At 71.9% G+C, this 24,133-nt stretch carries 21 protein-coding genes; 7 read left to right on the forward strand and 14 right to left on the reverse strand.

The window, feature by feature from the left end; genetic code table 11:
* Positions 1-22: 22 nt before the first annotated feature.
* The 4 genes from I4Q55_RS10085 to I4Q55_RS10100 are packed head-to-tail and all read right to left on the reverse strand — an operon-like array spanning position 23 to position 4,506.
* Entirely contained in the window at positions 23-1,501 is a 1,479-nt protein-coding gene (locus I4Q55_RS10085) for an NAD(P)/FAD-dependent oxidoreductase (RefSeq protein ID WP_206786101.1), read from the reverse strand.
* Positions 1,498-2,343: an SDR family oxidoreductase gene (locus I4Q55_RS10090; protein ID WP_206786103.1), complete on the reverse strand. Its 846-nt coding sequence runs from the start codon at positions 2,341-2,343 to the stop codon at positions 1,498-1,500. Before I4Q55_RS10090 ends, I4Q55_RS10085 begins: the two co-directional genes overlap by 4 nt.
* Positions 2,327-3,217: an alpha/beta fold hydrolase gene (locus I4Q55_RS10095; protein WP_206786105.1), complete on the reverse strand. Its 891-nt coding sequence runs from the start codon at positions 3,215-3,217 to the stop codon at positions 2,327-2,329. The genes I4Q55_RS10090 and I4Q55_RS10095 overlap by 17 nt, the downstream gene beginning before the upstream one ends.
* A complete protein-coding gene (locus I4Q55_RS10100) occupies positions 3,214-4,506 on the reverse strand; it encodes a cytochrome P450 (protein WP_206786107.1) in 1,293 nt (430 codons plus the stop codon). Before I4Q55_RS10100 ends, I4Q55_RS10095 begins: the two co-directional genes overlap by 4 nt.
* 86 nt (positions 4,507-4,592) lie before the next feature.
* Here I4Q55_RS10100 and I4Q55_RS10105 point away from each other — a divergent pair, with 86 nt between their 5' ends.
* The gene (locus I4Q55_RS10105; protein WP_206786110.1) at positions 4,593-5,180 is read left to right on the forward strand and encodes a TetR/AcrR family transcriptional regulator; all 588 of its coding nucleotides are present in this window, start codon (positions 4,593-4,595) and stop codon (positions 5,178-5,180) included.
* A 95-nt stretch (positions 5,181-5,275) separates the two neighbouring features.
* On the opposite strand, the gene I4Q55_RS10110 is transcribed toward I4Q55_RS10105, so the two are convergent.
* From I4Q55_RS10110 to I4Q55_RS10130, 5 genes are read right to left on the reverse strand one after another with little or no spacing between them, the layout of a single operon-like run.
* A complete protein-coding gene (locus I4Q55_RS10110; protein WP_206786111.1) occupies positions 5,276-5,554 on the reverse strand; it encodes an HPr family phosphocarrier protein in 279 nt (92 codons plus the stop codon).
* A gap of 11 nt (positions 5,555-5,565) precedes the next feature.
* Positions 5,566-7,020: a PTS fructose transporter subunit IIC gene (locus tag I4Q55_RS10115; RefSeq protein ID WP_206786113.1), complete on the reverse strand. Its 1,455-nt coding sequence runs from the start codon at positions 7,018-7,020 to the stop codon at positions 5,566-5,568.
* 2 nt (positions 7,021-7,022) lie between these two features.
* Positions 7,023-7,475, reverse strand: coding sequence for a PTS sugar transporter subunit IIA (locus I4Q55_RS10120; RefSeq protein WP_206786115.1), 453 nt, complete (start codon positions 7,473-7,475; stop codon positions 7,023-7,025).
* The gene (gene pfkB / locus I4Q55_RS10125; protein WP_206786117.1) at positions 7,472-8,416 is read right to left on the reverse strand and encodes a 1-phosphofructokinase; all 945 of its coding nucleotides are present in this window, start codon (positions 8,414-8,416) and stop codon (positions 7,472-7,474) included. Before pfkB ends, I4Q55_RS10120 begins: the two co-directional genes overlap by 4 nt.
* A complete protein-coding gene (locus I4Q55_RS10130; RefSeq protein ID WP_206786119.1) occupies positions 8,413-9,174 on the reverse strand; it encodes a DeoR/GlpR family DNA-binding transcription regulator in 762 nt (253 codons plus the stop codon). The genes pfkB and I4Q55_RS10130 overlap by 4 nt, the downstream gene beginning before the upstream one ends.
* Positions 9,175-9,277: 103 nt before the next feature.
* On the opposite strand from I4Q55_RS10130, the gene I4Q55_RS10135 reads away from it, so the two are divergent.
* On the forward strand, positions 9,278-10,855 hold the full coding sequence (locus I4Q55_RS10135) for a putative PEP-binding protein (RefSeq protein ID WP_206786121.1): 1,578 nt from the start codon (positions 9,278-9,280) through the stop codon (positions 10,853-10,855).
* On the opposite strand, the gene I4Q55_RS10140 is transcribed toward I4Q55_RS10135, so the two are convergent.
* Positions 10,832-11,806 (reverse strand): SEFIR domain-containing protein, encoded by a 975-nt coding sequence (locus I4Q55_RS10140; RefSeq protein ID WP_206786123.1) that lies wholly within the window; start codon positions 11,804-11,806, stop codon positions 10,832-10,834. The genes I4Q55_RS10135 and I4Q55_RS10140 overlap by 24 nt on opposite strands.
* Before the next feature lie 243 nt (positions 11,807-12,049).
* On the opposite strand from I4Q55_RS10140, the gene I4Q55_RS10145 reads away from it, so the two are divergent.
* From I4Q55_RS10145 to I4Q55_RS10165, 5 genes are all read left to right on the forward strand, one after another.
* Positions 12,050-12,619: a toll/interleukin-1 receptor domain-containing protein gene (locus I4Q55_RS10145; RefSeq protein ID WP_206786125.1), complete on the forward strand. Its 570-nt coding sequence runs from the start codon at positions 12,050-12,052 to the stop codon at positions 12,617-12,619.
* 3 nt (positions 12,620-12,622) lie between these two features.
* Entirely contained in the window at positions 12,623-14,230 is a 1,608-nt protein-coding gene (locus I4Q55_RS10150; protein ID WP_206786127.1) for a CATRA system-associated protein, read from the forward strand.
* The gene (locus I4Q55_RS10155; RefSeq protein WP_206786129.1) at positions 14,227-14,871 is read left to right on the forward strand and encodes a hypothetical protein; all 645 of its coding nucleotides are present in this window, start codon (positions 14,227-14,229) and stop codon (positions 14,869-14,871) included. Before I4Q55_RS10150 ends, I4Q55_RS10155 begins: the two co-directional genes overlap by 4 nt.
* The gene (locus I4Q55_RS10160) at positions 14,871-17,948 is read left to right on the forward strand and encodes an ATP-binding protein (RefSeq protein WP_206786138.1); all 3,078 of its coding nucleotides are present in this window, start codon (positions 14,871-14,873) and stop codon (positions 17,946-17,948) included. Before I4Q55_RS10155 ends, I4Q55_RS10160 begins: the two co-directional genes overlap by 1 nt.
* A gap of 68 nt (positions 17,949-18,016) precedes the next feature.
* A complete protein-coding gene (locus tag I4Q55_RS10165) occupies positions 18,017-18,571 on the forward strand; it encodes a dihydrofolate reductase family protein (protein ID WP_206786140.1) in 555 nt (184 codons plus the stop codon).
* Between the two features lie 27 nt (positions 18,572-18,598).
* Here I4Q55_RS10165 and I4Q55_RS10170 read toward each other — a convergent pair whose 3' ends face one another.
* The 4 genes from I4Q55_RS10170 to I4Q55_RS10185 form a co-directional block, all read right to left on the reverse strand.
* Positions 18,599-19,309, reverse strand: a complete 711-nt coding sequence (locus tag I4Q55_RS10170) for an Asp23/Gls24 family envelope stress response protein (RefSeq protein WP_206786149.1) — start codon at positions 19,307-19,309, stop codon at positions 18,599-18,601.
* A 222-nt stretch (positions 19,310-19,531) separates the two neighbouring features.
* Entirely contained in the window at positions 19,532-20,761 is a 1,230-nt protein-coding gene (locus tag I4Q55_RS10175; protein WP_206786151.1) for an SGNH/GDSL hydrolase family protein, read from the reverse strand.
* Complete coding sequence (locus I4Q55_RS10180) at positions 20,758-23,055, reverse strand: beta-glucosidase (RefSeq protein WP_206786160.1); 2,298 nt, start codon at positions 23,053-23,055, stop codon at positions 20,758-20,760. Before I4Q55_RS10180 ends, I4Q55_RS10175 begins: the two co-directional genes overlap by 4 nt.
* A gap of 47 nt (positions 23,056-23,102) precedes the next feature.
* Entirely contained in the window at positions 23,103-24,113 is a 1,011-nt protein-coding gene (locus I4Q55_RS10185; protein WP_242545631.1) for a LacI family DNA-binding transcriptional regulator, read from the reverse strand.
* Positions 24,114-24,133 lie beyond the last annotated feature (20 nt).

Raw genomic sequence — 24,133 nt, forward strand, 5'->3', positions numbered from 1 at the left:
CCCCGGGCGGGCGAAGGGAGCGTCATGCGCTCAGTCTGCCCCCTCCTGCCGCCGGTCGCCGCGAGAAGCGCAGGGCACCGTCGTCGATCTTGCCGTGCCGGAGCTTGACGACGTCGTGCGCGTAGCTCATGCCCAGCTGCCACGGCGCCCGCGAACCCGCTTTGGGGAACTCGCCGATCGACCGCTGGACGTACCCGGCGTCGAAGTCCAGGAGCGGCCGCTCGGTGACCGCCGGGTCGTCGTTGACCGGCACGCACTGGTCGTGGCCGTGCCGGTCGAGGTGCCGCAGCAGCCGGACGACGTACTCGCCGACCAGGTCGGCCTTGAGCGTCCACGACGCGTTCGTGTAGCCGATCGTGAAGGCGAAGTTCGGCACGCCGCTGAGCATCATGCCCTTGTAGGCCATGGTTTCCGGCAGTTTCACCGGCGTGCCGTCGACGGCCAGCTCGATGCCGCCGAAGGCCAGCAGCCGCAGCCCGGTCGCGGTGACGACGACGTCCGCCTCGAGCTCGTCGCCGGACTCCAGCCGGATCCCGTGCTCGGTGAAGGAGGCGATCCGGTCGGTGACGATCGAGGCGTCGCCGCGGCGGAGGGCCTTGAACAGGTCGCCGTCCGGGACCAGGCACAGCCGCTGGTCCCAAGGCTGGTACCGCGGCTTGAAGTGGGTGTCGACGGCGTACCCGGCGGGCAGCTGCTTCATCGCCGCGCGGCGGATCATGGCCTTCACCACGCCCGGGCGGCGCCGGCTGAGCTGGTAGATCAGCGTGCTCACCGCGACGTTCTTCCAGCGCGCGATCGGGTACGCCAGCCGCGCGCCGAGCAGCCCGCGCAGCCGGTTGGCCAGCGCGTCTTCCGACGGCATCGAGAGGATGTACGTGGGGGAGCGCTGCAGCATCGTCACGTGCGCGGCGCGGTCGGTCATCGCCGGGACCAGCGTCACCGCCGTCGCGCCGCTGCCGATGACGACGACCTTCTTGCCGGTGTAGTCGAGGTCCTCGGGCCAGTGCTGCGGGTGGACGACGGTGCCGCCGAAGTTCTCCAGACCGGGGAACTCCGGCGTGTGCCCGGCCGCGTAGTCGTAGTAGCCGCTGCACAGGTACAGGAACTTCGCGGTGAACGCGACGGACCGGCCGTCGTGCTCGGCCTCGACCGTCCACAGTGCGTCCTCTGTGGACCATGCGGCGCGGACCACCTTGTGCCCGAACCGGATGTGCCGGTCGATGCCCGCCTCGGCCGCGGTGTCGCGGACGTACCCGAGGATCGACGGCCCGTCCGCGATGGCCTTCGCGTCGGTCCACGGCCGGAACCGGTAGCCGAGGGTCTGCATGTCCGAGTCGGACCGCACGCCGGGGTAGCGGAACAGGTCCCAGGTGCCGCCGATCGCGGCGCGGGCTTCGAGAATCGCGTAGGTCTTGCGCGGGAACGCCGTCCGCAGGTGGTGGGCGGCGCCGACGCCGGACAGCCCGGCGCCGACGATCAGCACGTCGAGGTGTTCGGTCATCGGACGCTCTCCGTTCGCCGGGCGCGCTGCAACACGCGCGTCAGCACGGCGTTGTAGTGGGTGGGGGTGATGCGGGCGAGCGCGTCGAAGAGGTAGGCGTCCGGGCCGACCAGGATGCGGGCCTTGCCACGGTCGACGCCGGCGTGGATGATCGCCGCCGCCCTGTCCGGCGACGTCATCGTCATCGCCTCGAACTGCGCGGCCATCTGCTCGTGGGTGCGGCCCCGGCCTTCGGGGTCGCGGCGCACCCGGGCGTTGCGCGCGATGTTCGTCGTGATGCCGCCCGGGTGCACGGTCACCGCGCGGACGTCGGTGCCGCGCAGCTCCTGCCGCAGCGACTCGGTGAAGCCGCGGACGGCGAACTTCGCCGCGCAGTAGGCGCTCTGGTACGGCACCCCGAGCAGGCCGTACACGCTGGAGGTGTTCACGATCGCGCCTTCGCCCTGCTCGACGAGGATCGGCAGGAACGCCCGCGTGCCGTGCACGACGCCGCGGAAGTTGATGTCGTGCAGCCAGTCGTCGTCCTCGGGCACCGCGTCGAGCACGCTGGACGTCACCGCGACACCGGCGTTGTTGAACACTGCCGCCAGCGGTGCCGGCAGCCACTCTCGCACTTCCGCGGCGAAGCGAAGCTGGTCTTCGGCGTCGCGGACGTCGAGGACGCGCGTCAGCACCTGGCCGGACAACGCGGCCGCGGTGGCCTTGAGGCCGTCTTCGTCGACGTCGGCGAGCGCCACCGGCGAGCCGAGCCGGGACAGCCGGGTGGCCAGCGCACGGCCGATGCCGGACGCCGCGCCGGTGATCACCACCGGGCGGCCGATGAGGCTACGAGGCCGTGACATCGCTGCTCCTCGCGTGCTGGTCGATGAGGTCGAGGATCGTGGGCCAGGCGCCTTCGGGCAGGTCGTGGCCCATGCCGCGGACGGTTTCGAGGCGGGCGCCCCGGATGGCGCGCGCGGTGGCGGCGCCGCCGGTGGGGTGCACCATCCGGTCGCGGTCGCCGTGGATCACCAGCGTCGGCGCGGTGATCTTCCGCAGCAGCGGCGTCCGGTTGCCGGACTTCATGATCGCGGCGAGCTGACGGCCGACACCGCCGGCGGTCGGGTCGCGGTCCCAGCCCGTCCCGGCCGTCTCGCGCACCCAGGCCTCGTCGAACGGGAAGCCGTGCGAGCCGATGTGGCGGAACATCCGCACGGCGCTTTCGACGGCCTCTTCGCGGGACTTCGGCGGCTTCGCGCCCATCATCCGCAACGTCGAGAGCGCGGGCCGGCCGAGCAGGCGCGACCCGGTAGTCGACATGATCGACGTCAGGGTGCGGATCCGCGCCGGGTACAGCGCGGCGGTGGTCTGGGAGATCATGCCGCCCATGGAGACGCCCGCGATGTGCGCGGTCTCCAGGTCCAGGGCGTCGAACAGGCCGGCGGTGTCGGCGGCCATGTCCGTCAGGTCGTACTGCTGCGCGGGGAACCGGCCGGCGAGCATGCCGAGGAGGCTCGGCGGCCGGAAGCGCGGGTGCGTCGAGCGCCCGGCGTCGCGGTTGTCGAACCGGATGACCTCGTACCCGCGTCCGGCGAGCTCCGCGCAGAAGGCGTCCGGCCAGCTGTGCAGCTGCTGGCCGAGCCCGGCGACGAGGACCAGCGGCTCGGCGCCGGCGTCCCCGATCCGTTCGTACGCCAGGGAAATGCCCCGGCCGACGTCGGCGATCTGTTCGGTCACGAATCTCCTCCGGTGCTCCGGCGGCGCACGACCGCGCGGCCGCCCTTGGCGGGGGCGTACGCGACGCCCCGCGAGTGCCAGCGTTCGCCGGGCGCGGACGTCGGTACCAGCGTGAAGTCCCGCAGCAGGGTCCGCAGCACGACGGTCATCTCCATCGTCGCGAAGGCGGCGCCGAGGCAGCGGCGGGTGCCGCCGCCGAACGGGATCCACTGGTAGAGGTCCGGGCGCGCGCCCAGGAAGCGGTGCGGGTCGAAGGTGGCCGCGTGCGGGAAGACGGCGTCGTCGTCGTGGATCAGCGCGATGCTGACGAGGACGGCGTACCCCTTCGGCAGCGTCCACCGGCCGAGCCGGAAGCCGTCCTGCTTGACCTGCCGGGCGGTGAGGTCGATGACCGGCCGGGTGCGCTGGACCTCGAGGATGGTGGCGTCGAGGAGCTTGTCGTCGTTACGCAGCTCGGCGAGCAGCGCCGGGTGCCGGCGGAGGCGTTCGACCGCCCAGGCGAGGGTGGTCGCCGTGGTTTCGTGGCCCGCGGTGAGCAGGGTGAGGAGCTGGTCGGAGATCTCTTCGCGGCTGAGCCCCGAGCCGTCGTCGTAGCGGGTCTGCAGCATCATCGAGAGGACGTCGTCCTTCGGTTCGGCCCGGGCCTTGGCGATGAGCCGGTCGACGATCGTGTCGTACTCGCGGCGCATCCGTTCGAAGCGGCGCCACGGGTTGAAGCGGCCCTTCTTGGGGATCGGCGCGACGGCCAGCCGCGAGCCGAGGGTGACGAACGGCGGCAGCAGCTCGCGCAGTTCGGCGAACTCGGCCCCTTCGGCGCCGAAGACCGCGCGGAGGATGGCGTTGAGGGTGATCCGCATCATCGACGGCAGCGTGGCGAACGCCTTGCCGTCGGGCCAGCTCGCCAGTTCGCGCTCGGTTTCTTCCTCGACGATCTGCTCGTAGGCGGCGAGCCGGCGGCCGTGGAAGGGCGGGACGAGCAGCTTGCGCTGCCGTTTGTGCTCCTCCCCGGACAGCGCGAACATCGATCGGGACCCGAGCACGCGCCCGAGGTTGACCTCGAGGTTGTCGACGAGGTCGGGCCCGGAGGTGAACAGCTGCTTGATCTCGCCGGGATCGCTGATCACGACGGCGTTGCCGAAGATCGGCACGTTGACGGTGAAGGCGTCGCCGTAGCGTTCCTTGAGCCGCCGCATGCCGCGCAGCGGCTGGGTCAGTGCGTAGACGCCCTGGACGGCGCGTGGCGCGGTGGGCCCCGGTGGCAGCGTCGCGGGGCTTGTCATGGTCGTCATCGACCCTCCCGGAAGGTGGTACGCGAGCGTACCGTCGGTACGGTACGCCGGTGTACCATCCGGTTTCAAGGGGAAGGGGGTATAGCGTGACGTCCGTGGACGTCGACACCCGCCGGCACCGGCAGCGCCTCCTGGACGGGCTGGCCGAGTCGATCACCGAGGACGGTTTCCGCGACACGACGGTGGCCGCCATCGTCCGCCGCGCCCGGACGTCCCGCCGGACGTTCTACGAGCACTTCTCCAGCCGCGAGGAGTGCTTGATCGCGCTCCTGGCGGACGCGAACCGGTCGATGATCCGCCAGATCTCGGAGTCGGTGGACCCGCACGCGCCCTGGGCCGTCCAGGTCCGCCAGGCGATCGAGGCGTGGATCGCCTGCGCCGAGTCCGAGCCGGCGATCACGTTGAGCTGGATCCGCGACGTACCCGCGCTGGGCGCCTCGGCCCGGGAGCTGCAGCGCGACGCGATGGAGGGGTTCATCGCGATGACGCAGCGCCTGACGGACACCCCGGAGATGCGCGCGGCGGGGATCAGCCCACCTTCCCGCCAGCTGTCGATCATGCTGCTGGGCGGGTTGCGGGAGCTGATCGCGACCACGGTGGAGGACGGCGGCCGGGCGGGGGACGTCACGGAAGTCGCGGTGCGGGCGTCGATCGCGCTGCTCGGCCCGGCTTGACCCAAGCGCCCCAATGTGGCCTTCGGTGCGTTCAACGCACCCAAGGCGGCCTTCGGTGCGTTGAACGCAACCAAGGCCGCCTTGGGGCGCTTGGGCTACGCGTCGAGGTCCTGGGCGATCAGTTCGGCCAAGGCGTCCACCGACGTCCGGGCCTGGTCGCCCTCGGCGGTCAGCTCCACCTCGTCCCCGAAACCGGCGCCCAGGGTCATGAGCCCCAGGACGCTCGCGGCGTCGACCGGATCGCCTGCCACCCCGTCCGTGATCTTGGCGATCTTCACCTTCGCGGGCTGCCCCGCGGCGGACTTCGCGACCAGGCCCGCCGGGCGGGCGTGCAGCCCCACACTGCTGGCGACGAGCGTTCGGCGTTGGTACACAGTGGACTCCTTCACGCGTTGACGGGCTGGCCGGAGACGGCGGCCGAGCGTTCGGCCGCCCGGAAGCGCACCTGCTTGAGCGCGATCACCGAGCCGGCGGCGACCAGCGTCCCGGCGATCAGCGCCACCAGGAACATCAGCGGGTTGCCGATCAGCGGGAGCACGAAGATCCCGCCGTGCGGGGCGCGCAGCGTCGCGCCGAACGCCATCGACAGCGAGCCGGTGACCGCCGAACCCAGCATGATCGACGGGATCACGCGGAACGGGTCCGCCGCGGCGAACGGGATCGCGCCCTCGGTGATGAACGACGCGCCGAGCAGCCAGGCCGCGCGGCCGTTTTCGCGCTCCGCCTCGGTGAACAGCTTCTTGCGGACCGTCGACGCCAGCGCGAGCGCCAGCGGCGGCACCATGCCCGCCGCCATCACCGCGGCCATGATCTGCAGCGACGCCGTCGCGCCGGTCGTCAGGCCGCCGACCGCGAAGGCGTACGCCGCCTTGTTGACCGGGCCGCCCATGTCGAAGGCCATCATCAGGCCGAGCAGCGCGCCCAGCAGCAGCGCGCTGGCGCCGCTGAGGCTGTTGAGCCAGCTGGTGAGCCCCGACGTCGCCGCCGCGATCGGCTTGCCGACCACGACGTACATCAGCACACCGACCACAATGGACCCCAGCAGCGGGTAGACCACCACCGGCATGATCCCGCGCATCGCCTTCGGCACCTGGATCCGCTTGAGCGCGAGCACGACGCCACCGGCCAGGAGTCCGGCCACGAGACCGCCGAGGAAGCCCGCGCCGACCGTGACGGCGATCGCGCCACCCACGAAGCCGGGGGCGATCGCCGGGCGGTCGGCCATCGCGAACGCGATGAACCCGGCCAGGACCGGCACCAGGAAGTCGAAGGCGGCACTGCCGATCTGGAACATCAGCGCGGCCCAGCCGGCCACCGAACCCGCGTCGAAGTGCTCGGTGACCTTCGGCGCGTCGACGATCTGGTAACCACCGAGCGCGAAACTCAGCGCGATCAGCAGCCCGCCCGCGGCGACGAACGGAATGAGGTAGCTGACGCCGGTCATCAGCCACTGCCGGACCTTGGTGCCGGCCTTGTCGTTCGCGCCGACCTTCGACGTGAGTTCCGGGGCGGCGGCCGGCGTGGCGGGCGCGGGCTCGCGAGCCGCGGCCTTGGCGCGCTCGAACAACCCGGCCGCGTCGTTGATCGCGGCCTTGACCGGCGCCTCGACGATCGGCTTCCCGGCGAAGCGCTCCCGGCCCTGCACCGCGAGGTCCGCGGCGAAGATGACGGCGTCCGCGCTCGCGATGTCCTCGGCGGACAGCGGCTCGGACCCGGCCGAACCCTGCGTCTCGACGACGATCTCGTCGCCGTTGGCCTTGGCGGTCTGCTCCAGCGACTCGGCCGCCATGTAGGTGTGGGCGATGCCGGTGGGGCAGGCGGTGATGGCGACGAACTTCATGATCAGGCCACCTCCTGGCGGATGTACTCGGCGACGGCGGCGGGGTCGGCGGCGTCCAGCAGGTTCTGCTTGAACTCCGCCCGGACCAGCCGCCGGGCGAGGGCGGCCAGCACCTTCAGGTGCTCGCTGCCGCCGCCTTCCGGCGCGGCGATGAGAAAGATGAGCTTCGCCGGGCCGTCCGGCGCGCCGAAGTCGACACCCGCGTCGCTGCGGCCGAACGCCAGCGTCGGCGCGGTGACCGCGGCCGAGCGGCAGTGCGGGATGCCGATGCCGCCTTCGAGCCCGGTGGCCATCTGCTCTTCGCGGGCGGCGACGTCCTTGAGGAACTCCTCGAGGTCGGTCACCCGCCCGGCGGAGACGAGCCGCTCGGCCAGCGCCCGGGTGGCGCCGTGCTTGTCGGTCGCGTCCAGGCCGAGGTCGACCAGGTCGGCGGTGATCAGGTCTGGGGTGGTCATGCGGCGGCTCCGCTGAGGGTGAAGGTGGGGTCGGCTTCGAGCACGCGCACCTGCTCCGGGTGCACGTCCTCGGGCGTGGGCATGCGGCTGCCCTCCTGCGTGACCGCGGCGGTGCCGTAAGCGACCGCGGTCCGCAGGGCTTGGGGGCCGGTTCCTCCCGCGTGGAGGAACCCGGCGAGTGCGGCGTCTCCGGCGCCGACGGTGCTGCGCACGGCCACGAGCGGGCCGAGCGCGTGGTGGGTTTCGGTCTCCTCGACGAGCACCGCGCCGCGCGCGCCCAGGCTGACCAGCACGCGGCCGACGCCGCCGGAGATCAGCTCCCGGCAGAACGCGATGACGTCGCCGAGCAGCGGCAGCGGGCGGCCGGCGAGCTCGATCAGCTCGTCGAGGTTCGGCTTGAGCAGGTCCGGGCCGCCCGCGCAGGCGGCGGCGAGCGGCGCGCCGGAAGAGTCGACGGCGACCTTCGCCCCGGCTTCGCGGGCCAGCTTCGTCAGCCGCGCGTAGAAGTCGTCGGGCACGCCGGCCGGGAGACTCCCGCAGCACACCAGCCATGCGCCTCGCGCGGCCAGCTCGACGGCACGGCCTTCGAGCGTGGCGAGCTCGGCGGGGGAGATCCGCGGCCCCGGTTCGTTGATCTTCGTCGTGGTCCCGTCGGCTTCGACGAGCGTGATGTTGCTGCGGGTCGACCCGGTGATCGGCACCGCGACGACCGGGACGCCTTCGGGCGCGAGCAGGTCGGCCAGCCGCTCGCCGACCGGGCCGCCGGCGGGCAGCAGCGCGACGGTCGGGGTGCCGGCGGCGGCCAGCGCGCGGGCGACGTTCACGCCCTTGCCGCCCGGGTCGAGCCGGACGGCCGACGCTCGCAGCACTTCGCCGCGGTGCAGCTCGGCCAACCGCAGGGTGCGGTCGAGGCTGGGGTTGGGGGTCACGGTGACGATCACGCCAGCACCACCTCCGGGCCCGCTTCTTCGAGTTCGGCCACCGCGCCGGCGTCGATGCCGCTGTCGGTGACCAGGACGTCGATCTCGGCCAGCCGCGCGAAGCGGCTGAGCTGGTCGGTGCCGTACTTGCTGTGGTCGGCCAGCAGCACCCGCCGGCGGGCGGCGGCGACCACCGCGGCCTTCACCGCGGACTCGGCCATGTCCGGCGTCGTGCAGCCGTGCTCGGCCGAAAAGCCGTTGGCGCCGAGGAAAGCGACGTCGACGAGCAGGCCTTCGAGCGCGCGCAGCGTCCAGGCTTCGACCGCGGCGAGCGTCGTCCCGCGGACGCGGCCGCCGAGGATGTGCAGCGTGATGCCCGGGCGGGTGGCGAGGATCGAGGCGACCGGGATCGAGTTGGTGATCACCGTCAGCTCGCGGTCGGCGGGCAGCAGCGTCGCGAGCCTGCTGGTCGTGGTGCCCGCGTCGAGCAGGATCGAGCCGCGGTCGGGCACCAGGTCGAGCGCGGCCCGGGCGATCGCGTCCTTTTCCGCGGCGTTGGTCCGGTCCCGCTGCGCGACCTCGGGTTCGAAGTCGAGCCGCTCGACCGCGACCGCCCCGCCGTAGACGCGGCGGACGACGCCCTGGCGTTCGAGGACGCCGAGGTCCCGGCGGATGGTCTCGGGGGCGACACCGAGTTCGGCGGCGACGTCGCCGACGTCGACGCGGCCGTCTCGTCGTGCGCGCTGCGCCAGGAGCTGATGCCGTTCGGCGGCGTACATGCCCGTTCCTCTCCGATGTTTGCCCGTTGCCGTTTGATTGTGCCCGTTGTTACCGTACTGTCAATCCCCAGTTACGCGATCCCTTGCTTCCGGAGGTCCCGAAATGCAGTTGTCCGGAGTCGGAGTCAGCCCCGGCCGGGTCGACGGTCCCCGCGTCCTCGTGGCCGCTGACCTGCCGGAACCCGCTTCTTCGCCCGCTCCCGCGGACCTCGCGGCCGAAGCGGGCAAGATCGGGCAGGCGGCCGCTTCAGTGGCGGCCGCGTTGTCCGATCGTGCCCGTTCCGTGTCCGGAGATGCCCGGTCGGTGCTGGAGACGACGGCCGCGATGGCGGCCGACCCGGCGTTGACGGCGTCCGCGGAGAAGCTCGTCCTCGACCGGTCGCTCCCCGCACCGCGGGCCGTGTGGGAAGCGGCGGACGAGTTCATGACGGCGCTGCGGGCGGCCGGCGGCTACATGGCCGAGCGCGCGCGGGACGTCGCCGACGTCCGGGACCGGATCGTCGCGGCCCTGCTGGGCGTGGCTCCGCCGGGTGTACCGGACCTGACGTCGCCGAGCGTGCTGGTGGCCCGCGACCTCGCCCCGGCCGACACCGCCGGGCTCGACCCCGACCTCGTCCTGGCCCTGGTGACGGCGGAAGGCGGCCCGACCAGCCACACCGCGATCCTGGCGCGGGCGCTGGGCATCCCCGCGGTCGTGGCGTGCGCCGGTGTGCTGGACCTGGACAGCGCGGGGCTGGCGGTCGACGGCTCCGCGGGCACGGTGACGCCGTCCGACGGCACGTTGCGGGCGTCGGCCCGGACGTCGCGCCCGACGTGGGACGGCGTGGGCCGCCTCGCCGACGGCCACCGCGTGAAGCTCCTGGCCAACGTCGGCTCCGCCGCGGACGCCACGGCGGCGGCAGCGGCCGGCGCCGAGGGAATCGGCCTGTTCCGCACCGAGTTCTGTTACCTGTCGGAGGCTTCGGAGCCGACGGAGGCGGAGCAGCGGGTGGCGTACGCGGCGGTGCTGGCCCCGTTCGCGGGCAAGCCGGTGGTCGTCCGGACGCTGGACGCGGGATCGGACAAGCCGCTGTCGTTCCTCCCGATGGGCGAGGAACCCAACCCGGCACTGGGGGTGCGCGGCCTGCGCGTGGCGTTCGACCGCCCGCAGCTGCTGGACCGCCAGCTGGCCGCGATCGCGGCGGCGGCCGCCGACACGGGCGTGGAGCTGTCGGTGATGGCCCCGATGGTGGCCACGGCGGCGGAAGCGCAGTGGTTCGCGGCGCACGCCCGCGCGGCCGGAATCGCCAGGGTGGGCGTGATGATCGAGATCCCGGCGGCGGCGTTGTGCGCGGCCGCGATCCTGGCGGAGGTCGATTTCGTGTCGCTGGGAACGAACGACCTGGCCCAGTACGTGTTCGCGGCGGACCGCCAGCTGGGCGCGGTGGCGGCACTGAACGCCCCGGACCAGCCGGCGCTGCTGAAGCTGGTGGGCATGGTCGCGGAGGCGGGCGCGGCGGCGGGAAAGCCGGTGGGCGTGTGCGGCGAAGCGGCGGCGGACCCGGCGTTGGCACCGGTTCTGGTGGGGCTGGGTGTGACGTCGTTGTCGATGAACGCGGTCGCGCTGGCCGGCGTCGGCGCGGCGCTGCGTTCGTCCGACTTGGCCACCTGCCGCGCGTCAGCTCATGGTCGGATCGCCTAGCCCGAGTTCGGGTGGCCGCCCGCCCCGCCGGGTGACGACGACCGCCGCGGACCCGAACGGCGACGCCGGCGCCCCCGGCCGGGACAGCTCGAGGCGCAGCAGGCGGGCACCCGTCACGTCGAGGTCGATGGCGGCCGGTTTCCCGGCGGCCACGTCGTGTTCGGACCGCGGGGTGCCGTCGAGCACCACCCGCACCCGGCCGACCTGGAACGGGTCGGTGGCGTCGTCGAGCACCCCGGCGACGGTGGTGAACCGCCGGTAGCTGCCCCCGAGGTCCAGTTCGACGAACCCCGGGCCGGCGGCCGGCGGCGAACCCGGCCGCAGGACGATGCTCTGCTCGTAGTGCACGCCGTCGATGTCCGCGGCGCCGCGTTTCACCCCGTTGCTCGCACACAGCCACGGCAGATCACCCGCGGGCACCCGCTGCTCCTCGCGGACGCCGCCGAGCCACTTCCCGCGCCGGGGCATCGGGTACGGGCCCTGCCCGGTGATCGCGGCGACGAGGTCGGCGACGCCGGCTTCGGTGAACTCCTCGACGTGGTACCGCGTCGTCGAGTGGGCATTGAGGAAAACCGGGATCTCGTCGACCGAGCGGCCGGGCAGGACGACCGGCAGCACCTGTTCGGTCGCCCGGCGCAGGTTCCGGGTCAGATAGTCCCGGAGGATCGCCGCTTCGAACTGGGCGCCCCGCCCCTCGTGGGGTAGCGCGGTGCCGTCGGCGCGGCGTTTGTAGTCGGGGGAGGCGATGGCCAGGATGAAGTCCGCCTTCTCCAGGTTCTCGGTCGCCCACAGCGACCAGTCCCGGCGCGTGTTGTCGTACCACGCGTCCAGGTGCACGTCCAATCCGATGCCGGCGCGGAGGAACGACGCGAAGCTGTGCACGAGTTCTTTGTGTGCCGGGGTGTCGTGCGAGTAGGTGACGAACACCCGGGGCGCGGCACGGTCGGGCATTGGCGCCCCTTCGCGTCGAGTCGGTGAATCACCGATCCTGCTGATCGGCCATTCGGAATGTTGCCCTGTCATCTATCCGTCGAATCCGTGTTTGTCAAGCTTTTCGGGCGACTGAGTCGAATTGGTCACCGGCGACCAGATACTGGCATGCTTCTGTCCAGTTTTCCGCCTTTTTTCGTCGTGCGCGCCCGGCCTAGGATGGGCCGTTGCCTGGTGGGGAGCGGCGAAGGAGCGAAGGCACGCGTGTACGAGTACGACGTGTTCATCAGCTACCAGCGCGCCGGCCGCGACATTTCGGCGTGGGTGAAGAACCATTTCCACCCCCGGCTGGCCGAAGTGCTCGACAACAACTTCTACCGGGACGTCCGTATTTTCTGCGACGACCAGGTCCGCACCGGCGCGACCTGGGCGGGGGAGGTGCGCACGGCGCTGCTGCGCACCCGGGTGCTGGTACCGGTGTGCTCGCCGAAGTACTTCCGGGACGAATGGTGCCTGGCGGAGTGGCATTCCATGGCGAAGCGGGAGGCCCTGACCACGCGCACCCGGCCGTTGATCTACCCGGTGATCTACTGCGACTCCCGGCACTTCCCCGACTGGGCGCACGCGCGGAGTCCACGTGACCTGCATCGGTGGAACCACCCCTTCGAGCACTTCCAGGCCGCGCCGGCGTACCTGGAGTTCAACCACAAGATCGCGGAGATCGCCAAGGAGCTGGAGGAGCTCATCGAACGAGCGCCGGAGTGGCAGGCGGACTGGCCGGTGCACACGCCGGATCCCGAGCCGCCGTCGCCGGCGCGGATACCGAGGTTCTGATCGATGCCGGGGTCGGTGTTCACCTTCTACTCGTACAAGGGCGGGGTCGGCCGCAGCTTCACGCTCGCCAACATCGCCGTGCTGCTCGCCCGCTGGGGTCACCGCGTCCTCTGCCTGGACTGGGATCTGGAAGCGCCCGGCCTTGGCGACTACTTCCGGCCGCAGCTGCCGAGCGGGCCGCGTGGCGGAGTGGTCGACCTCGTCGCCGACTTCCGGGAAGGCCGGTTCGCCCCGGAATCCCACGTGTTGCGGCTGCGGAAGGCCGGCGCGCTCGACTTCATCGCTGCCGGGCGCGAGGAGGAAGACTACGTCGGGCAGGTCCAGGCGATCGACTGGGAAGGCCTGTACGAGGAGGGGTTCGGCGAATACCTCGAAAAGTGCCGCGAGCAGTGGACGAGCGACTACGACTTCGTGCTCATCGACAGCCGCACGGGCATTTCCGACATCGGTGGCATCTGCACGGCACACCTGCCGGACCACCTCGTCCTGCTGTTCACCGCGAACCGGCAGAGCATCCTCGGCGCGGTGGACGCCGCGCGCCGCGCCGACGCGGCGCGCAACCGCCTGCCGTTCGACCGCTCGCGGCTCACCGTACTGCCGGTCCTGTCGAGGTTCGACAGCCGGGAGGAGTACGGCCGGTCGGAGGCGTGGCGCAAGACCGTCGTCGCGGAGACCGCCGAGCTGTACGGGGCTTGGCTCGACCAGGGCGTCGCGCCGGAGACGATGTCCCGCCACCTGACGCTGCCGTACGTCTCGTACTGGAGTTTCGGCGAGCAGTTGCCGGTGCTGTCGGAGAAGACGCCGAGCGCGGACCAGATCGGCTTCGCGCTCGAGACGGTCGCGGCGGTGATCGCCTACCGCCTCGATCGCACGGACCTGCTGGCGGAGAACCGCGACGCCTACGTGGCGGCGGTGCGCGCGAGCCACCGGAAGTTCAAGCACGAACTGCGGGTGAGCATCCCGCGGTCGTTCGTCCAGCCGGCCGGCGAGCTGCTCGCGGAACTGGGGAAGCTGGGCGTCCGGGCCGTGAAGTCGCTGTCGGGTGACCAGTCGCTGCTGGAGCGGGCCGAGGACGACGCCCGGCACCTGTGCCTGATCGTCGACGGCAAGGTGAGCCGCTGGCAGCAGGCCGAGGTCGAGCTCTTCCTGCAGCGGTCGTTCGGCCAGGACCGCCGGGTGATCCCGATCCTGACCCCGGGCACGGAGGCGGCCGGGCTCCCGGGGTACGTCGGCAACCTCCGCTACCTGCGTCTCGGCGCCCGCGGTCCGGCCGGCGTGGCTCAGGACCTGGTCGCCCGGCTGAAGGGCGGTACCTCGCCGGCCGCCCCCGATGCCGATCTTCCCGCACTGCTCGCCCGGGTCCGCGCATCTCGGCTGCGCCCGTCTCGGTGGGACCTGGTCGGCGAGCTGCTGACGGACCTCCAGGCGGCCGTCGAAGCGGGCGACGACCTCCGCACGAACGAGCTGGCGGCGGAGCTGGCGGTGGCGGTGAAACCCCGTAGCCCGAACGGCGACGGCCACCACGCGGCCGTCCCGGAGACCCGCCGGTCGATCGATCGGCTCCTGCGCACCCTCACCACGAAGCCGAACCACCGGAAGGACCTCGGATGACCGACCGCTTGGGCCACAAACAGACCGCGGCGATGTTCACGCTGATGGTGCTGGGCCGCGAAGTGCCCAACCAGGAGCTGGCAGAGCTGGTCGGCTTCACCCTCACCGGCACCGAACGAACAGGGCTGAACAAGCTCGGCTACGTGGACAGCGAGCGGACCGGGCCGAAGCGGAGCTACGTCCACCAGCTGAGCGACAGCGGCTGGGCCTGGTGCGAGAAGGAGCTGGTGGCGGGCGGACCGCCCCCGCAACGCGGCCAGAGCCCGCTGGCGACGGCGCTGTACGTGCTGCTCGGCGGACTGGACGGCTACCTCCGGCGGGAGAACAAGCGGCTGTTCCACGTCTTCGGCCCGGGGCAGAGCGCGAACGGAAGCCAGCCGGGCGACCTGGAAGAACGCATCCGGGTCGCCTACCGCGAACTCGTGAAGGAGCCGCGCGGCTGGGTCGGGCTGGTCGACCTGCGGCCGAAGCTCGGCGCGCCGGCCTCGGAAGTCGATGCGGTGCTCAAGGAACTGAGCCGCGCCGGGAAGGTCCACCTGGTGCCGGAGGACAACCGCAAGGCCCTCACCGCCGCCGACCACGAAGCGGCGATCCGCGTCGGCGGTGAGGACAACCACTTCGTCTCGTTCGAGGCGCTGTGATGGACGAGCTCAAGGCACTCGCGACGCTGAGCTTCGACTGGGCGGACACTCCCGACCACGTCTGGCGGGATTCGCCCTACCACGTGGACGGTCTGCACTCCGAGTCGCTCGCCGCCCTCGACACGGGCATCCGCGACGCCGTGGCCAGTGACGGGCCCAGCCCGATCGGGCTGGTCATGCGGGGACAGAAAGGCGTCGGCAAGACCCATCTGCTCGGTCTCGTCCGGCGCCAGGTTCACCGCGCACGGGGGTACTTCTTCCTCGACGACGTCACCGCGGCCGAGGCGTTCTGGGAGAACACGGCCGAGGCTTTGCGCCGCGGGCTGGCCCGCCCGGATGACTCGGGCGAGTCGCAGCTGAGGAGGTTCCTGCTGCGCGTGTGCCTGCGGGCCCACGTCGACGCCGACGTCGAGGCGAGGATCCGGCGTGGCCGCGGGCTGACTCCCGCCGACGTGGAGGCCTTCGTCGACGGGATCGGGTCGCTCAGCGAAGTGGTCGCCGACGAATGCGGGGACACCGCGCGGGCTCTCGTGCTCATCGCCAGCCGGGACCGGGGCACCAAGTACATCGGCGAGGACTACCTGGACGGTGACACCGAGCTGACCTCCGAAGCCCGCCAGTGGAACATCTACTCGCGGCCGAAACCGTCACGCGTCCTCGTCCAGGAGATCACGCGGCTGCTCGCGCTCACCGGGCCGGTCGTGATCGCCGTCGACCAGCTCGACACGCTCGTCGCGCGGTCCAAACAGGCCATGGGTAAAGACATCGGGGAGGACCTGCTCGTGGCGCAGATCGCCGACGGGCTCATGGGCTTGCGCGAAGCCACCCACAAGACCCTCACCGTGCTGGCCTGCCTGCCGTCCACGTGGGAACAGATCAAGTCGAAGGCGGCGGGCACTGTTCCCGATCGCTTCCGGGAAACGGTGACGCTGGGCCGGATCACCGATGCCGCGCTCGGCCGGGCCCTGGTGGAGAAGCGGCTCGGGGTGGCCTACGAATCGATGGGCTTCACCCCTCCGCACCCGACCTGGCCCGTGGCGCCCGTGGCGTTCGAGGGTCCTTGGGAACAATGGACTCCGCGCGAGCTGCTCAAGCGCATCGGTGCCCACATCGACGGGTGCCTGCGGGCCGGCCAGGTCAGGGAGCTCACCTCCTTCGACGAAAAGGCTCCGGTGCCGGTCGCGCCCGCGCGGACCGAGGTGGAGAACGACCGGTTCACCGAACTCGACGCCGAGTTCGAGAAGCTGCAGGCGGAAGCCGATCCCGGGAAGCTGCTCGGTGAGCCGATCGTGGACCGGGTGATGCCGGGTCTGTTCTCCGCCGCCTTGCGGTGCTGGGTCACCGAGGTCGGCGATGATGACATGGAATGGTCGTGCGAGCGCCAGAACGGGCTGAGCGAAGTGCACGCCTGGCTGACCCGGACCCTCGATGAAACCGCCGACCTGCAGGAGCACTGGATCTTCCGTGCGATCGCCGCCCGAGATCCGCGCGCCGCGCTCAGCCGGTTCCGCAAGGCGCGGTCCGCCGCCGGGCAGCGGCCGGGTGTGGACAACCGGCATCTCGTCATCCTGCGGGACGCTTGGGGCCGTGGGGCCAAGACCCGGGAAGAGGTCGAGAAGTTCACGGCCGCGGGTGGCCGGACGATCCGGCTTTCGGATGCCGACGTGCGGACCTTCTGGGCGTTGCAGAAGATGCTCGCCAACGGTGGCCGCGAGCTGCACGAGTGGCTGATCGACCGGCGGCCCGCCAGCCGGTCGGATCTCCTGTCGGCCGTTCTCCCCGAAAGGCCGTCCGGGAAACCGGCCGACCAGCCCACCGAAGCCACGCACCCGCCGCCCGCCGAGGGGGAAATCACCCTCGGCTCCGTCGTCGGCTCTGGCGAGCCCGTGCGGATCGAACTCTCCGCCCTGCGCAAGCACGCCGCCGTCTTTGCCGGGTCCGGTTCCGGGAAGACCGTTCTGCTCCGGCGGATCGTCGAAGAATGTGCCCTGCAAGGCGTGTCCGCCATCGTCCTGGATCCCAACAACGACCTCGCGCGGCTCGGGGACGCCTGGCCCGAACCACCCGGTGGCTGGACGAACGGGGACGCCGAGCTGGCCAAGCAGTACCTCGCCGAGACCGACGTCGTCGTCTGGACTCCCGGGCGGGCCACCGGGCGGCCGCTCGCCTTCCGGCCGCTTCCCGACTTCGCCGGGGTGCTCGACGACACCGATGAGTTCACCGCCGCCGTCGAGGTTGCCGTGGCGACGCTTGCCCCTCAGGTGCGGCTCACCGGGACCACCGCCAAGGCCAACATCGGGCTCGCCGTGCTGCGCCAGGCCGTCGTCCACCACGCGCGGACCGGGTCCCGGAGCCTGCCCGACCTCGTCGAGCTCATGTCCGACCTGCCCGAGGACGTCAGCAACCTCAACGACGCCAAGCGGATCGCCGCCGATCTCGCCGAGGTTCTCAAGGCCGCGATGGTCAACGATCCGCTCTTCGCCGGCGGTGGCGAGCCCGTCGATCCCGGCGCGTTGCTCACCCCGGCCGGCGGGAAACGGGCGCGTGTCTCCGTGATCAGCTTCGTCGGGCTGCCCGCCGAAGAACAGCGGCAGAACTTCGTCAACCAGCTGCAGATGGAGCTGTTCGCCTGGATCAAGCGCCACCCGGCGGGTGACCGGCCGCTGGGCGCCTTGTTCGTCATGGACGAAGCCCAGACGCTGGCGGCGTCGGGCAGCCTCACCGCGAGCACGCGCAGCACGATCGTGCTCGCTTCCCAGGCCCGCAAGTACGGTCTCGGCCTGCTGTTCGCCACGCAGGCACCCAAGGGCCTGCACAACCAGGTGGTCGGCAACGCGATGACGCAGTTCTTCGGCCGGCTCAACAGCCCGGCCCAGATCGCCGCGGCCAACGAGCTGGCCCGCGCGAAGGGCAGCCCCGTCGCGGACATCTCGCGCCTGGAGCGGGCGCAGTTCTACGTCGCGGGGGAGGCGTTCGGCTTCCGCCAGGTGGCGACGCCGCTGTGCCTGTCCCACCACCCGGCCAGCCCGCTGCGGCTGGAGGAGGTGATCGCCCGGGCGCGGGAAACCGGGCGGTGACCGCGGTCGATCCGGCCGGGGTTCGTTCGACGCGTGGGTGAACCGACCCCCGACCGGAGGAGCCCGCCATGATCCGCCTGTACATGTCGATGTCGCTCGACGGCTTCATCGCGGGCCCGGACGACCGTCCGGGTCAGGAGCTGGGTCGCGGCGGCGGCCGGCTGTTCGACTGGCTGGACGACCGCCACGGCGACGGCCCCAGCGGGCAGGTGTACCGCGAAGCCCTGGCGACCGGCGCGCTGATCTCGGGCCGCCGGACGTTCGAGCTGGCCGGCCGCTGGGGTGGCGACCACCACGACGGGGTGCCGATCCACGTCCTCACCCACCGGGTGGACCCGGCCGACCCGCCGCCGGGCAGCGCGCGCTACTACACCGACGTCGTGGCCTGCGCCGAAGAAGCGCGCGCCGCCGCGGGCGACCGCGCGGTCATGGTGCACGGCGCGGGCGCGGCACAGGCGTTGCTGCGGGCGGGACAGCTGGACGAGCTGGAGATCCACCTGGTCCCGGTGCTTCTCGGTGCGGGACGCCGGTTGTTCGAGGGCACCGGACTTGCCGAGTTCGAGCTGGTGCGGCAGCTGCCGGACCGGGATGTGCTGCACCTGCGGTACGCCGTGCGCCGCTGAAGCCGTCGCGGCGCACGGCGGCGCAGGTCAGTCCGCTTCGGGGAAGTGGATGTCGGTGACGTGCACGTCGACGACCTCGACGTCCAGGCCGAGGTACTGCTCGACGGCCTCGATCACCGCGACGCGCAGCTGCTCGCCCAGCGCCTTGACCGCGTGGCCGAACTCGATCACCACCGGGATGGTCACCCAGGCGACGTCGTCGGCGAGCTCCACCTTGACGTCGTCCTCGGCGACGCTGTGCACACCCTCGGTCCGGCCGGCGATCCGCAGGACGATCTTGCCGACCACGCCGTCCGCGATCGTGGTGCTGCCGCGGGAACCCGCGGCCGGGCGCGCCGCCTGCTCGGCCTCGGCGACGGGTTCGGTGACAGGTTCGGCGACGGGTTCCGCGACCGCGACCGGCTCCGCTTCGTCCTCGGCCGCGTTCGGGTCCGTGTCGTCCTCTTCGGTCTCGGCAACCGCTTCCACGGGCTCTTCGGTCTCGGCGGCGTCCTCTTCGGAGGCTTCCGAGTCTTCAGTGTCGTCCGAGCCGGCCGTGTCTTCCGCGACGTCCTCGGTCTCGGCGGTTTCCGTCGTGGTCTCCGCCTCCGGTGCGGATTCCTCGACGACGGCGGCTTCCTCCGGAACGCTCTCGGAGGCGGCCGCCGGCTCGGGCTCGGCCGTGCCGTAGGCGTACCCGCCCGCGTCGGCGTTTTCGTTCTTGGGGCGGCCGAAGATGCTGTTCATGACGTCGGACATGGTTTCCCTTTCCGGGAGCGACGACTACCTGTGGGGACAGCAGACGGCGACATGTTAGGGGACGGCCCGTGACCCGCGTCACGGGCCCCCGCCTTCGAGACTCGCTTGTGTCCCAACAGATATCCGGCCGATCACCGTCCGTCAGGCCGCGTTCGGCGGTCGGTGATCACTGCGGAAACCACGTCCGGTAATTGTCTTCTTTTTGACGCTTGACGATTCCTGTCAGTCGTTCCGGAAAAGCCACGGCGGAACGCTCGACCCGATCGCCCGATATCCCGCCGGGTTGAGGTGCAGGTGGTCGCCCACGTCGTAGGCCGGCAGCAGCTGAGACGGCGCCGCCGGGTCACGGACCACCTTGTCGAAGTCCAGGAGCGCGTCGAAGTGGCCCGGCTCGCGGATCCACGCGTTGACCTTCTGGCGCGCTTCTTCCCGCAGCGGGTTGTCGTAGCCGGTGTTGCCGCCGAACGGGGTGATCGTCGCGCCGTACACGCGGATGTCTTGGGCGTGCGCGCGGGTGATGATCTGGTCGTACGCGTCGATCAGCTGGGCCGCCACGTCCGCGGCGGCCGCCGGGGTGGCCGTGCCGATGTCGTTGACGCCCTCGAACACGATCGCCCACGAAACGCCGCTCGTGGCCAGCAGGTCGCGGTCCAAGCGGGCCAGCACGTTCGGGCCGAGGCCGTCCTGCAGGACGCGGTTGCCGCCCGCCGCCTGGTTCACCACGGACACGCCGTGCAGCCGCGAAGCCAGCACGTTCGGCCAGCGGTCGTTGCCGTTGGTCGTCGAGCCGCGGCCATCGGAGATGGAGTCGCCGATCACCGCGACCGCGGACGCCGGGGACAGCACCTCGACGCCGCTGAGGAAGTACCAGTGGTCGACCGGGGTCGCGCCCGGCAACTCGGGCGCGGAAACGTGGTTGCCGGACAGGAGGTACGACGTCGTGCGCGAACCCGGGTGCGAGGTGATCGACGTCGAGGCCTGGCCGTTCGCCAAGTACGCCGTCACCGAAATGTTTTCCAGGGACCGCACCGGGAAGGGCAGCGGGTCCGACACCACCTGCGCGCCCTGCGGGACCGTCGTCGACGGCTTGCCGTGGAACGTCACCGGGAGGACGCTGCCCGGAACCACGCCGGAGACGCCGGCCGCGCCGGACACCGGGCGCGCCACCGACACCGCGGTCAGCGGCAGCGGGGCCCCGCCGAAGGCGTTGGAAAACCGCAGCCGGATCCGCGGGCCGCCGACGGTCACCTGCGCCGTCTGGCGCAGGGTCGCGTTGTCGAGCACCCGGTCGGGGCCGGTGAAGGGCGCCGGCGGCATGTTGCCCGGCTCGGTCAGCTGGGGCATCGACGTCCACGTCGCCACCCAGTGCGAAGGCGCGGGACGGGCGGACGCGCCCACGAAGAGAAAAGCCAGCACGGCCAGGACGAAGACGACCAGAGGGCGTTGTCTCACGACGAGAACTCCGGGGTCAGGACCCGGTCGTGGCCGACGACGCGGCCCGGCCCGGTCAGCGTGCAGTGCAGGGTCGTGACGATCTGTTCACTCGAGGTCCCCACGCGCAGCTCGACGTCGCCGGGGTCGACCCGGCGGTGCCCGGCGCGGCCGGTGTAGGAGGTCAGGTCCGCGTGCAGGGCGATCTCCAGGACGCACGTTTCGCCCGGCGCCACGGACACCCGGCGTGCCGCGATGAGCTGGCGTTCCGGCCGCGCCACCTCGGCCACCGGGTCGTGCAGGTAGACCTGGACGACCTCCGACGCCTCGAGCTGATGGTCGTTGCGCAGCGTCACGCGCACCCGGCAGACGCCGTCGGTCGGCCAGAGCGAGCCGGTCGCACTGACGTCCAGCCAGGTCACCGGCCGGTAGGACAGCCCGTGCCCGAACGGGAACAGCGGCGAAGGATCCACTGTGGACACCTCGCTGTGGCGGCCGAGCGGCGCGGCCAGGTACGTCGACGGCTGGCTCGCCCCGGCCGCCGGGAAGCTCACCGGCAGCCGGCCGGCCGGGTTGATCCGGCCGCTGAGGACACCGGCCAGCGCGCCGGCGCCTTCCTCCCCGGGGTAGAACCCGCTCACCACGGCGGCCAGCCGGGGGAGCTGGCGGGACAGCTCGTACGGCCGTCCCGAGAGCAGCACGAGCACCACCGGCTTGCCCGTGTCCAGCAGGGCGTCCAGGAGCTCCTCCTGGCGGCCCGGCAGCCGCAGGTCGGCCGCGTCGCAGCCTTCGCCGGACGTGCCGCCGCCGAACAGCCCGGCCCGGTCGCCCAGCACGGCCACGCAGACCGACGCGTCCGCGCAGGCCGCGACGGCCTGCGCGATTCCTTCGTCGTCTCCGCCGGTGACCGGGCAGCCCAGGGCGTAGGTCGTGTCGAAGACCGAGCCCAGTGCCTCGAGCACGGTCGGCACCGAGACGCCGAACGGGACGTCGGGGTGGTGGACGCCGACGTGCAGCGGGAACGAGTAGCAGCCGAGCATCGCGCCGGGGGTGTCCGCGCGCGGCCCTACGACGGCGACGCGGGCACCGGGGGAGAGCGGAAGCGTGCCGTCGTTGTGCAGCAGCACGATCGACCGCTCGGCCACCTCGCGGGCCAGCGCCCGGGACTCGGCGTCGTCGAGGTCGATCTCCTCGGGGAACTCCGGCGCCCAGCCGGCGTCGAGCAGGCCCAGCTCGCACTTCTGGCGCAGCACCCGCTCGAGGGCGCGGTCGACGGCGGCGGCATCGACCGCGCCCCCTTCCACCGCGGCGAGCAGCGGCTCGCCGTAGCAGTCCATGGTCGGCAGCTCGACGTCGATGCCGGCGGTGAGCGCCTGCCCGGCCGCGTCGGCGCGGTCGGCCGCGACACCGTGCAGGCGGTGCAGGAACGCCACGGAGAAGTAGTCGGACACGACCGTGCCGGTGAAGCCGTAGGTGTCCCGGAGCAGATCCGTCAGCAGCGTCGGGTCCGCGGCGCCCGGCACGCCGTCGATGTCGGTGTAGGTGTTCATCACCGACCGGGCGCCGGCCCGCAGCGCCAGTTCGAACGGCGGCAGCAGGACGTCGGCGATTTCGCGCGGGCCGGCCGAAACCGGCGCCAGGTTGCGCCCGGCACGCGAAGCCGAGTACCCGACGAAGTGCTTCAGGGTGGCGATCACGCCCGAGGACTCGAGGCCGGCGACGTAGGCGCTGCCGATCGTGCCGACCAGGTAGGGGTCCTCGCCGATGGTTTCCTCGACCCGCCCCCAGCGCAGGTCGCGGGCCACGTCGAGGACGGGCGCGAGGCCCTGGTGCACCCCGAGCTCGCGCATGGTCCGCCCGATCTTCGCCGCCATCCGGCGGATGAGGTCGGGGTCGAAGGTGGCGCCCCACGACAGCGGCGCCGGGTAGACCGTCGCCTGCCACGCGGCCAGCCCGGTCAGGCATTCTTCGTGCACCACGGCGGGAATCCCGAACCGGCTGCTGGCGACGATCTGCCGCTGGGTGCGCGCGAGGCTGTGCGCGCCGATCACCGGGTCGACCGGCCGGGTGCCGAAGGCGCGGGTCAGCTGCCCGATGCCGTGCCGGACCAGGTCGTCGAAGTCGACTGCCGCGTCGACGAAATCGTGCTGGTGCGGCGCCATTTCGCCGCCGGAGTCGATGCCGACCCAGACTCCGTAGAGCTGGGCGAGCTTCTCGCGCAGGGTCATCCGGGCCATCAGGGCGCGGACGCGTTCGCCCGGGTCGGCCGCCGGGTCGCGCCACGGCTCTCCGGCCGTGGTGGGCTGCGTGGTCAAGGCTGGTCCGCCCTTCGTCTGGGGAGGAGTGAGGAAGAGGAAACGGTTCAGGGGAGGGCGCGGGTGGAGTGCCGCACCACCAGGCCGGTGTCGAGCGTGACGTGGGTCCGCTCCACCTCGTCGCCGTTGATCAGCGCGATGAGCATGCGGATCGCCCGGTGCCCCATCTCGCGGATCGGCTGGTCCACTGTGGTCAGCGGCGGGCTGCAGAGCGCCGACTCGGGCACGTTGTCGAAGCCCACCACGGAAAGGTCGTCGGGCACGGTCAGCCCGAGCTCGCGGGCCGCGCCCACGGTCGCGATGGCCGAGATGTCGTTGGCGGCGAACACCGCCGTCGGCCGGTCCGGCCCGGTCAGCAGGGAATGGGCCGAGGCCGCGGAGACCTCCGGGTCGTAGGCGCCGTTGCGGATCAGGTCGTCGTCCGGCGTGATGCCCGCGGCGGTCAACGCCCGCAGGTACCCCGTTTTCCGCAGCTCGGCCGACTGCAGGTCGGGCCGGCCGGTCAGGAACGCGATCCGCCGGTGCCCCAGCTCCAGGAGGTGTTCCGTGGCCAGCTGCGCGCCGCGCAGGTTGTCGGAGTCGATCGTGGGCAGGTGCGACGGCCCGGTGTGCGGGTCGACCGCGACGACCGGCGTGCCCGGCACGGCTTCCAGGGAGACGGCGGGGGTGACCAGCACGGCGCCGTCGACGAGGGTGCCGCTCAACCGGGACAGGTAACGCTTTTCCCAGCCCGCCGGGTCTCCGGTGCGCCCGCCGGCGGAGTAGACGACGAGTTCGAAGCCGCTGCCGCGGATGGCGTCGGCCGCGCCCTTGAGCAGCTCGGTCGAGAACGGCTCGAGGTCGGCGACCAGGATGCCGATGACGTTCGTCCGGTGGTTTCTCAGGCTTTGCGCCACCAGGCTCGCTTCGTAGCCGAGCTCTTCGATCACGGCGCGGACTCGCGCGAGCGTCGCGGCGGAGACGCCGTAGCGCTCGTTGATCACCTTCGAAACCGTGGCCACCGAGACGCCGGCCCGGGCGGCGACGTCACGGATGGTCACCCTGGAACTGGGCTGCATCGGCTCAGACTAGCCATAGA

Origin of the sequence: Amycolatopsis sp. MtRt-6 (assembly GCF_017308975.1) — a bacterium.
Lineage (GTDB): Bacteria > Actinomycetota > Actinomycetes > Mycobacteriales > Pseudonocardiaceae > Amycolatopsis.

Bases quoted from the DNA above. Each gene is read 5' to 3' on its own strand.
- I4Q55_RS10085 (WP_206786101.1), bottom strand. From the start codon at position 1,501: ATGACCGAACACCTCGACGTGCTGATCGTCGGCGCCGGGCTGTCCGGC.
- I4Q55_RS10090 (WP_206786103.1), bottom strand. From the start codon at position 2,343: ATGTCACGGCCTCGTAGCCTCATCGGCCGCCCGGTGGTGATCACCGGC.
- I4Q55_RS10100 (WP_206786107.1), bottom strand. From the start codon at position 4,506: ATGACGACCATGACAAGCCCCGCGACGCTGCCACCGGGGCCCACCGCG.
- I4Q55_RS10115 (WP_206786113.1), bottom strand. From the start codon at position 7,020: ATGAAGTTCGTCGCCATCACCGCCTGCCCCACCGGCATCGCCCACACC.
- I4Q55_RS10120 (WP_206786115.1), bottom strand. From the start codon at position 7,475: ATGACCACCCCAGACCTGATCACCGCCGACCTGGTCGACCTCGGCCTG.
- I4Q55_RS10130 (WP_206786119.1), bottom strand. From the start codon at position 9,174: ATGTACGCCGCCGAACGGCATCAGCTCCTGGCGCAGCGCGCACGACGA.
- I4Q55_RS10135 (WP_206786121.1), top strand. From the start codon at position 9,278: ATGCAGTTGTCCGGAGTCGGAGTCAGCCCCGGCCGGGTCGACGGTCCC.
- I4Q55_RS10140 (WP_206786123.1), bottom strand. From the start codon at position 11,806: ATGCCCGACCGTGCCGCGCCCCGGGTGTTCGTCACCTACTCGCACGAC.
- I4Q55_RS10150 (WP_206786127.1), top strand. From the start codon at position 12,623: ATGCCGGGGTCGGTGTTCACCTTCTACTCGTACAAGGGCGGGGTCGGC.
- I4Q55_RS10155 (WP_206786129.1), top strand. From the start codon at position 14,227: ATGACCGACCGCTTGGGCCACAAACAGACCGCGGCGATGTTCACGCTG.
- I4Q55_RS10160 (WP_206786138.1), top strand. From the start codon at position 14,871: ATGGACGAGCTCAAGGCACTCGCGACGCTGAGCTTCGACTGGGCGGAC.
- I4Q55_RS10165 (WP_206786140.1), top strand. From the start codon at position 18,017: ATGATCCGCCTGTACATGTCGATGTCGCTCGACGGCTTCATCGCGGGC.
- I4Q55_RS10170 (WP_206786149.1), bottom strand. From the start codon at position 19,309: ATGTCCGACGTCATGAACAGCATCTTCGGCCGCCCCAAGAACGAAAAC.
- I4Q55_RS10185 (WP_242545631.1), bottom strand. From the start codon at position 24,113: ATGCAGCCCAGTTCCAGGGTGACCATCCGTGACGTCGCCGCCCGGGCC.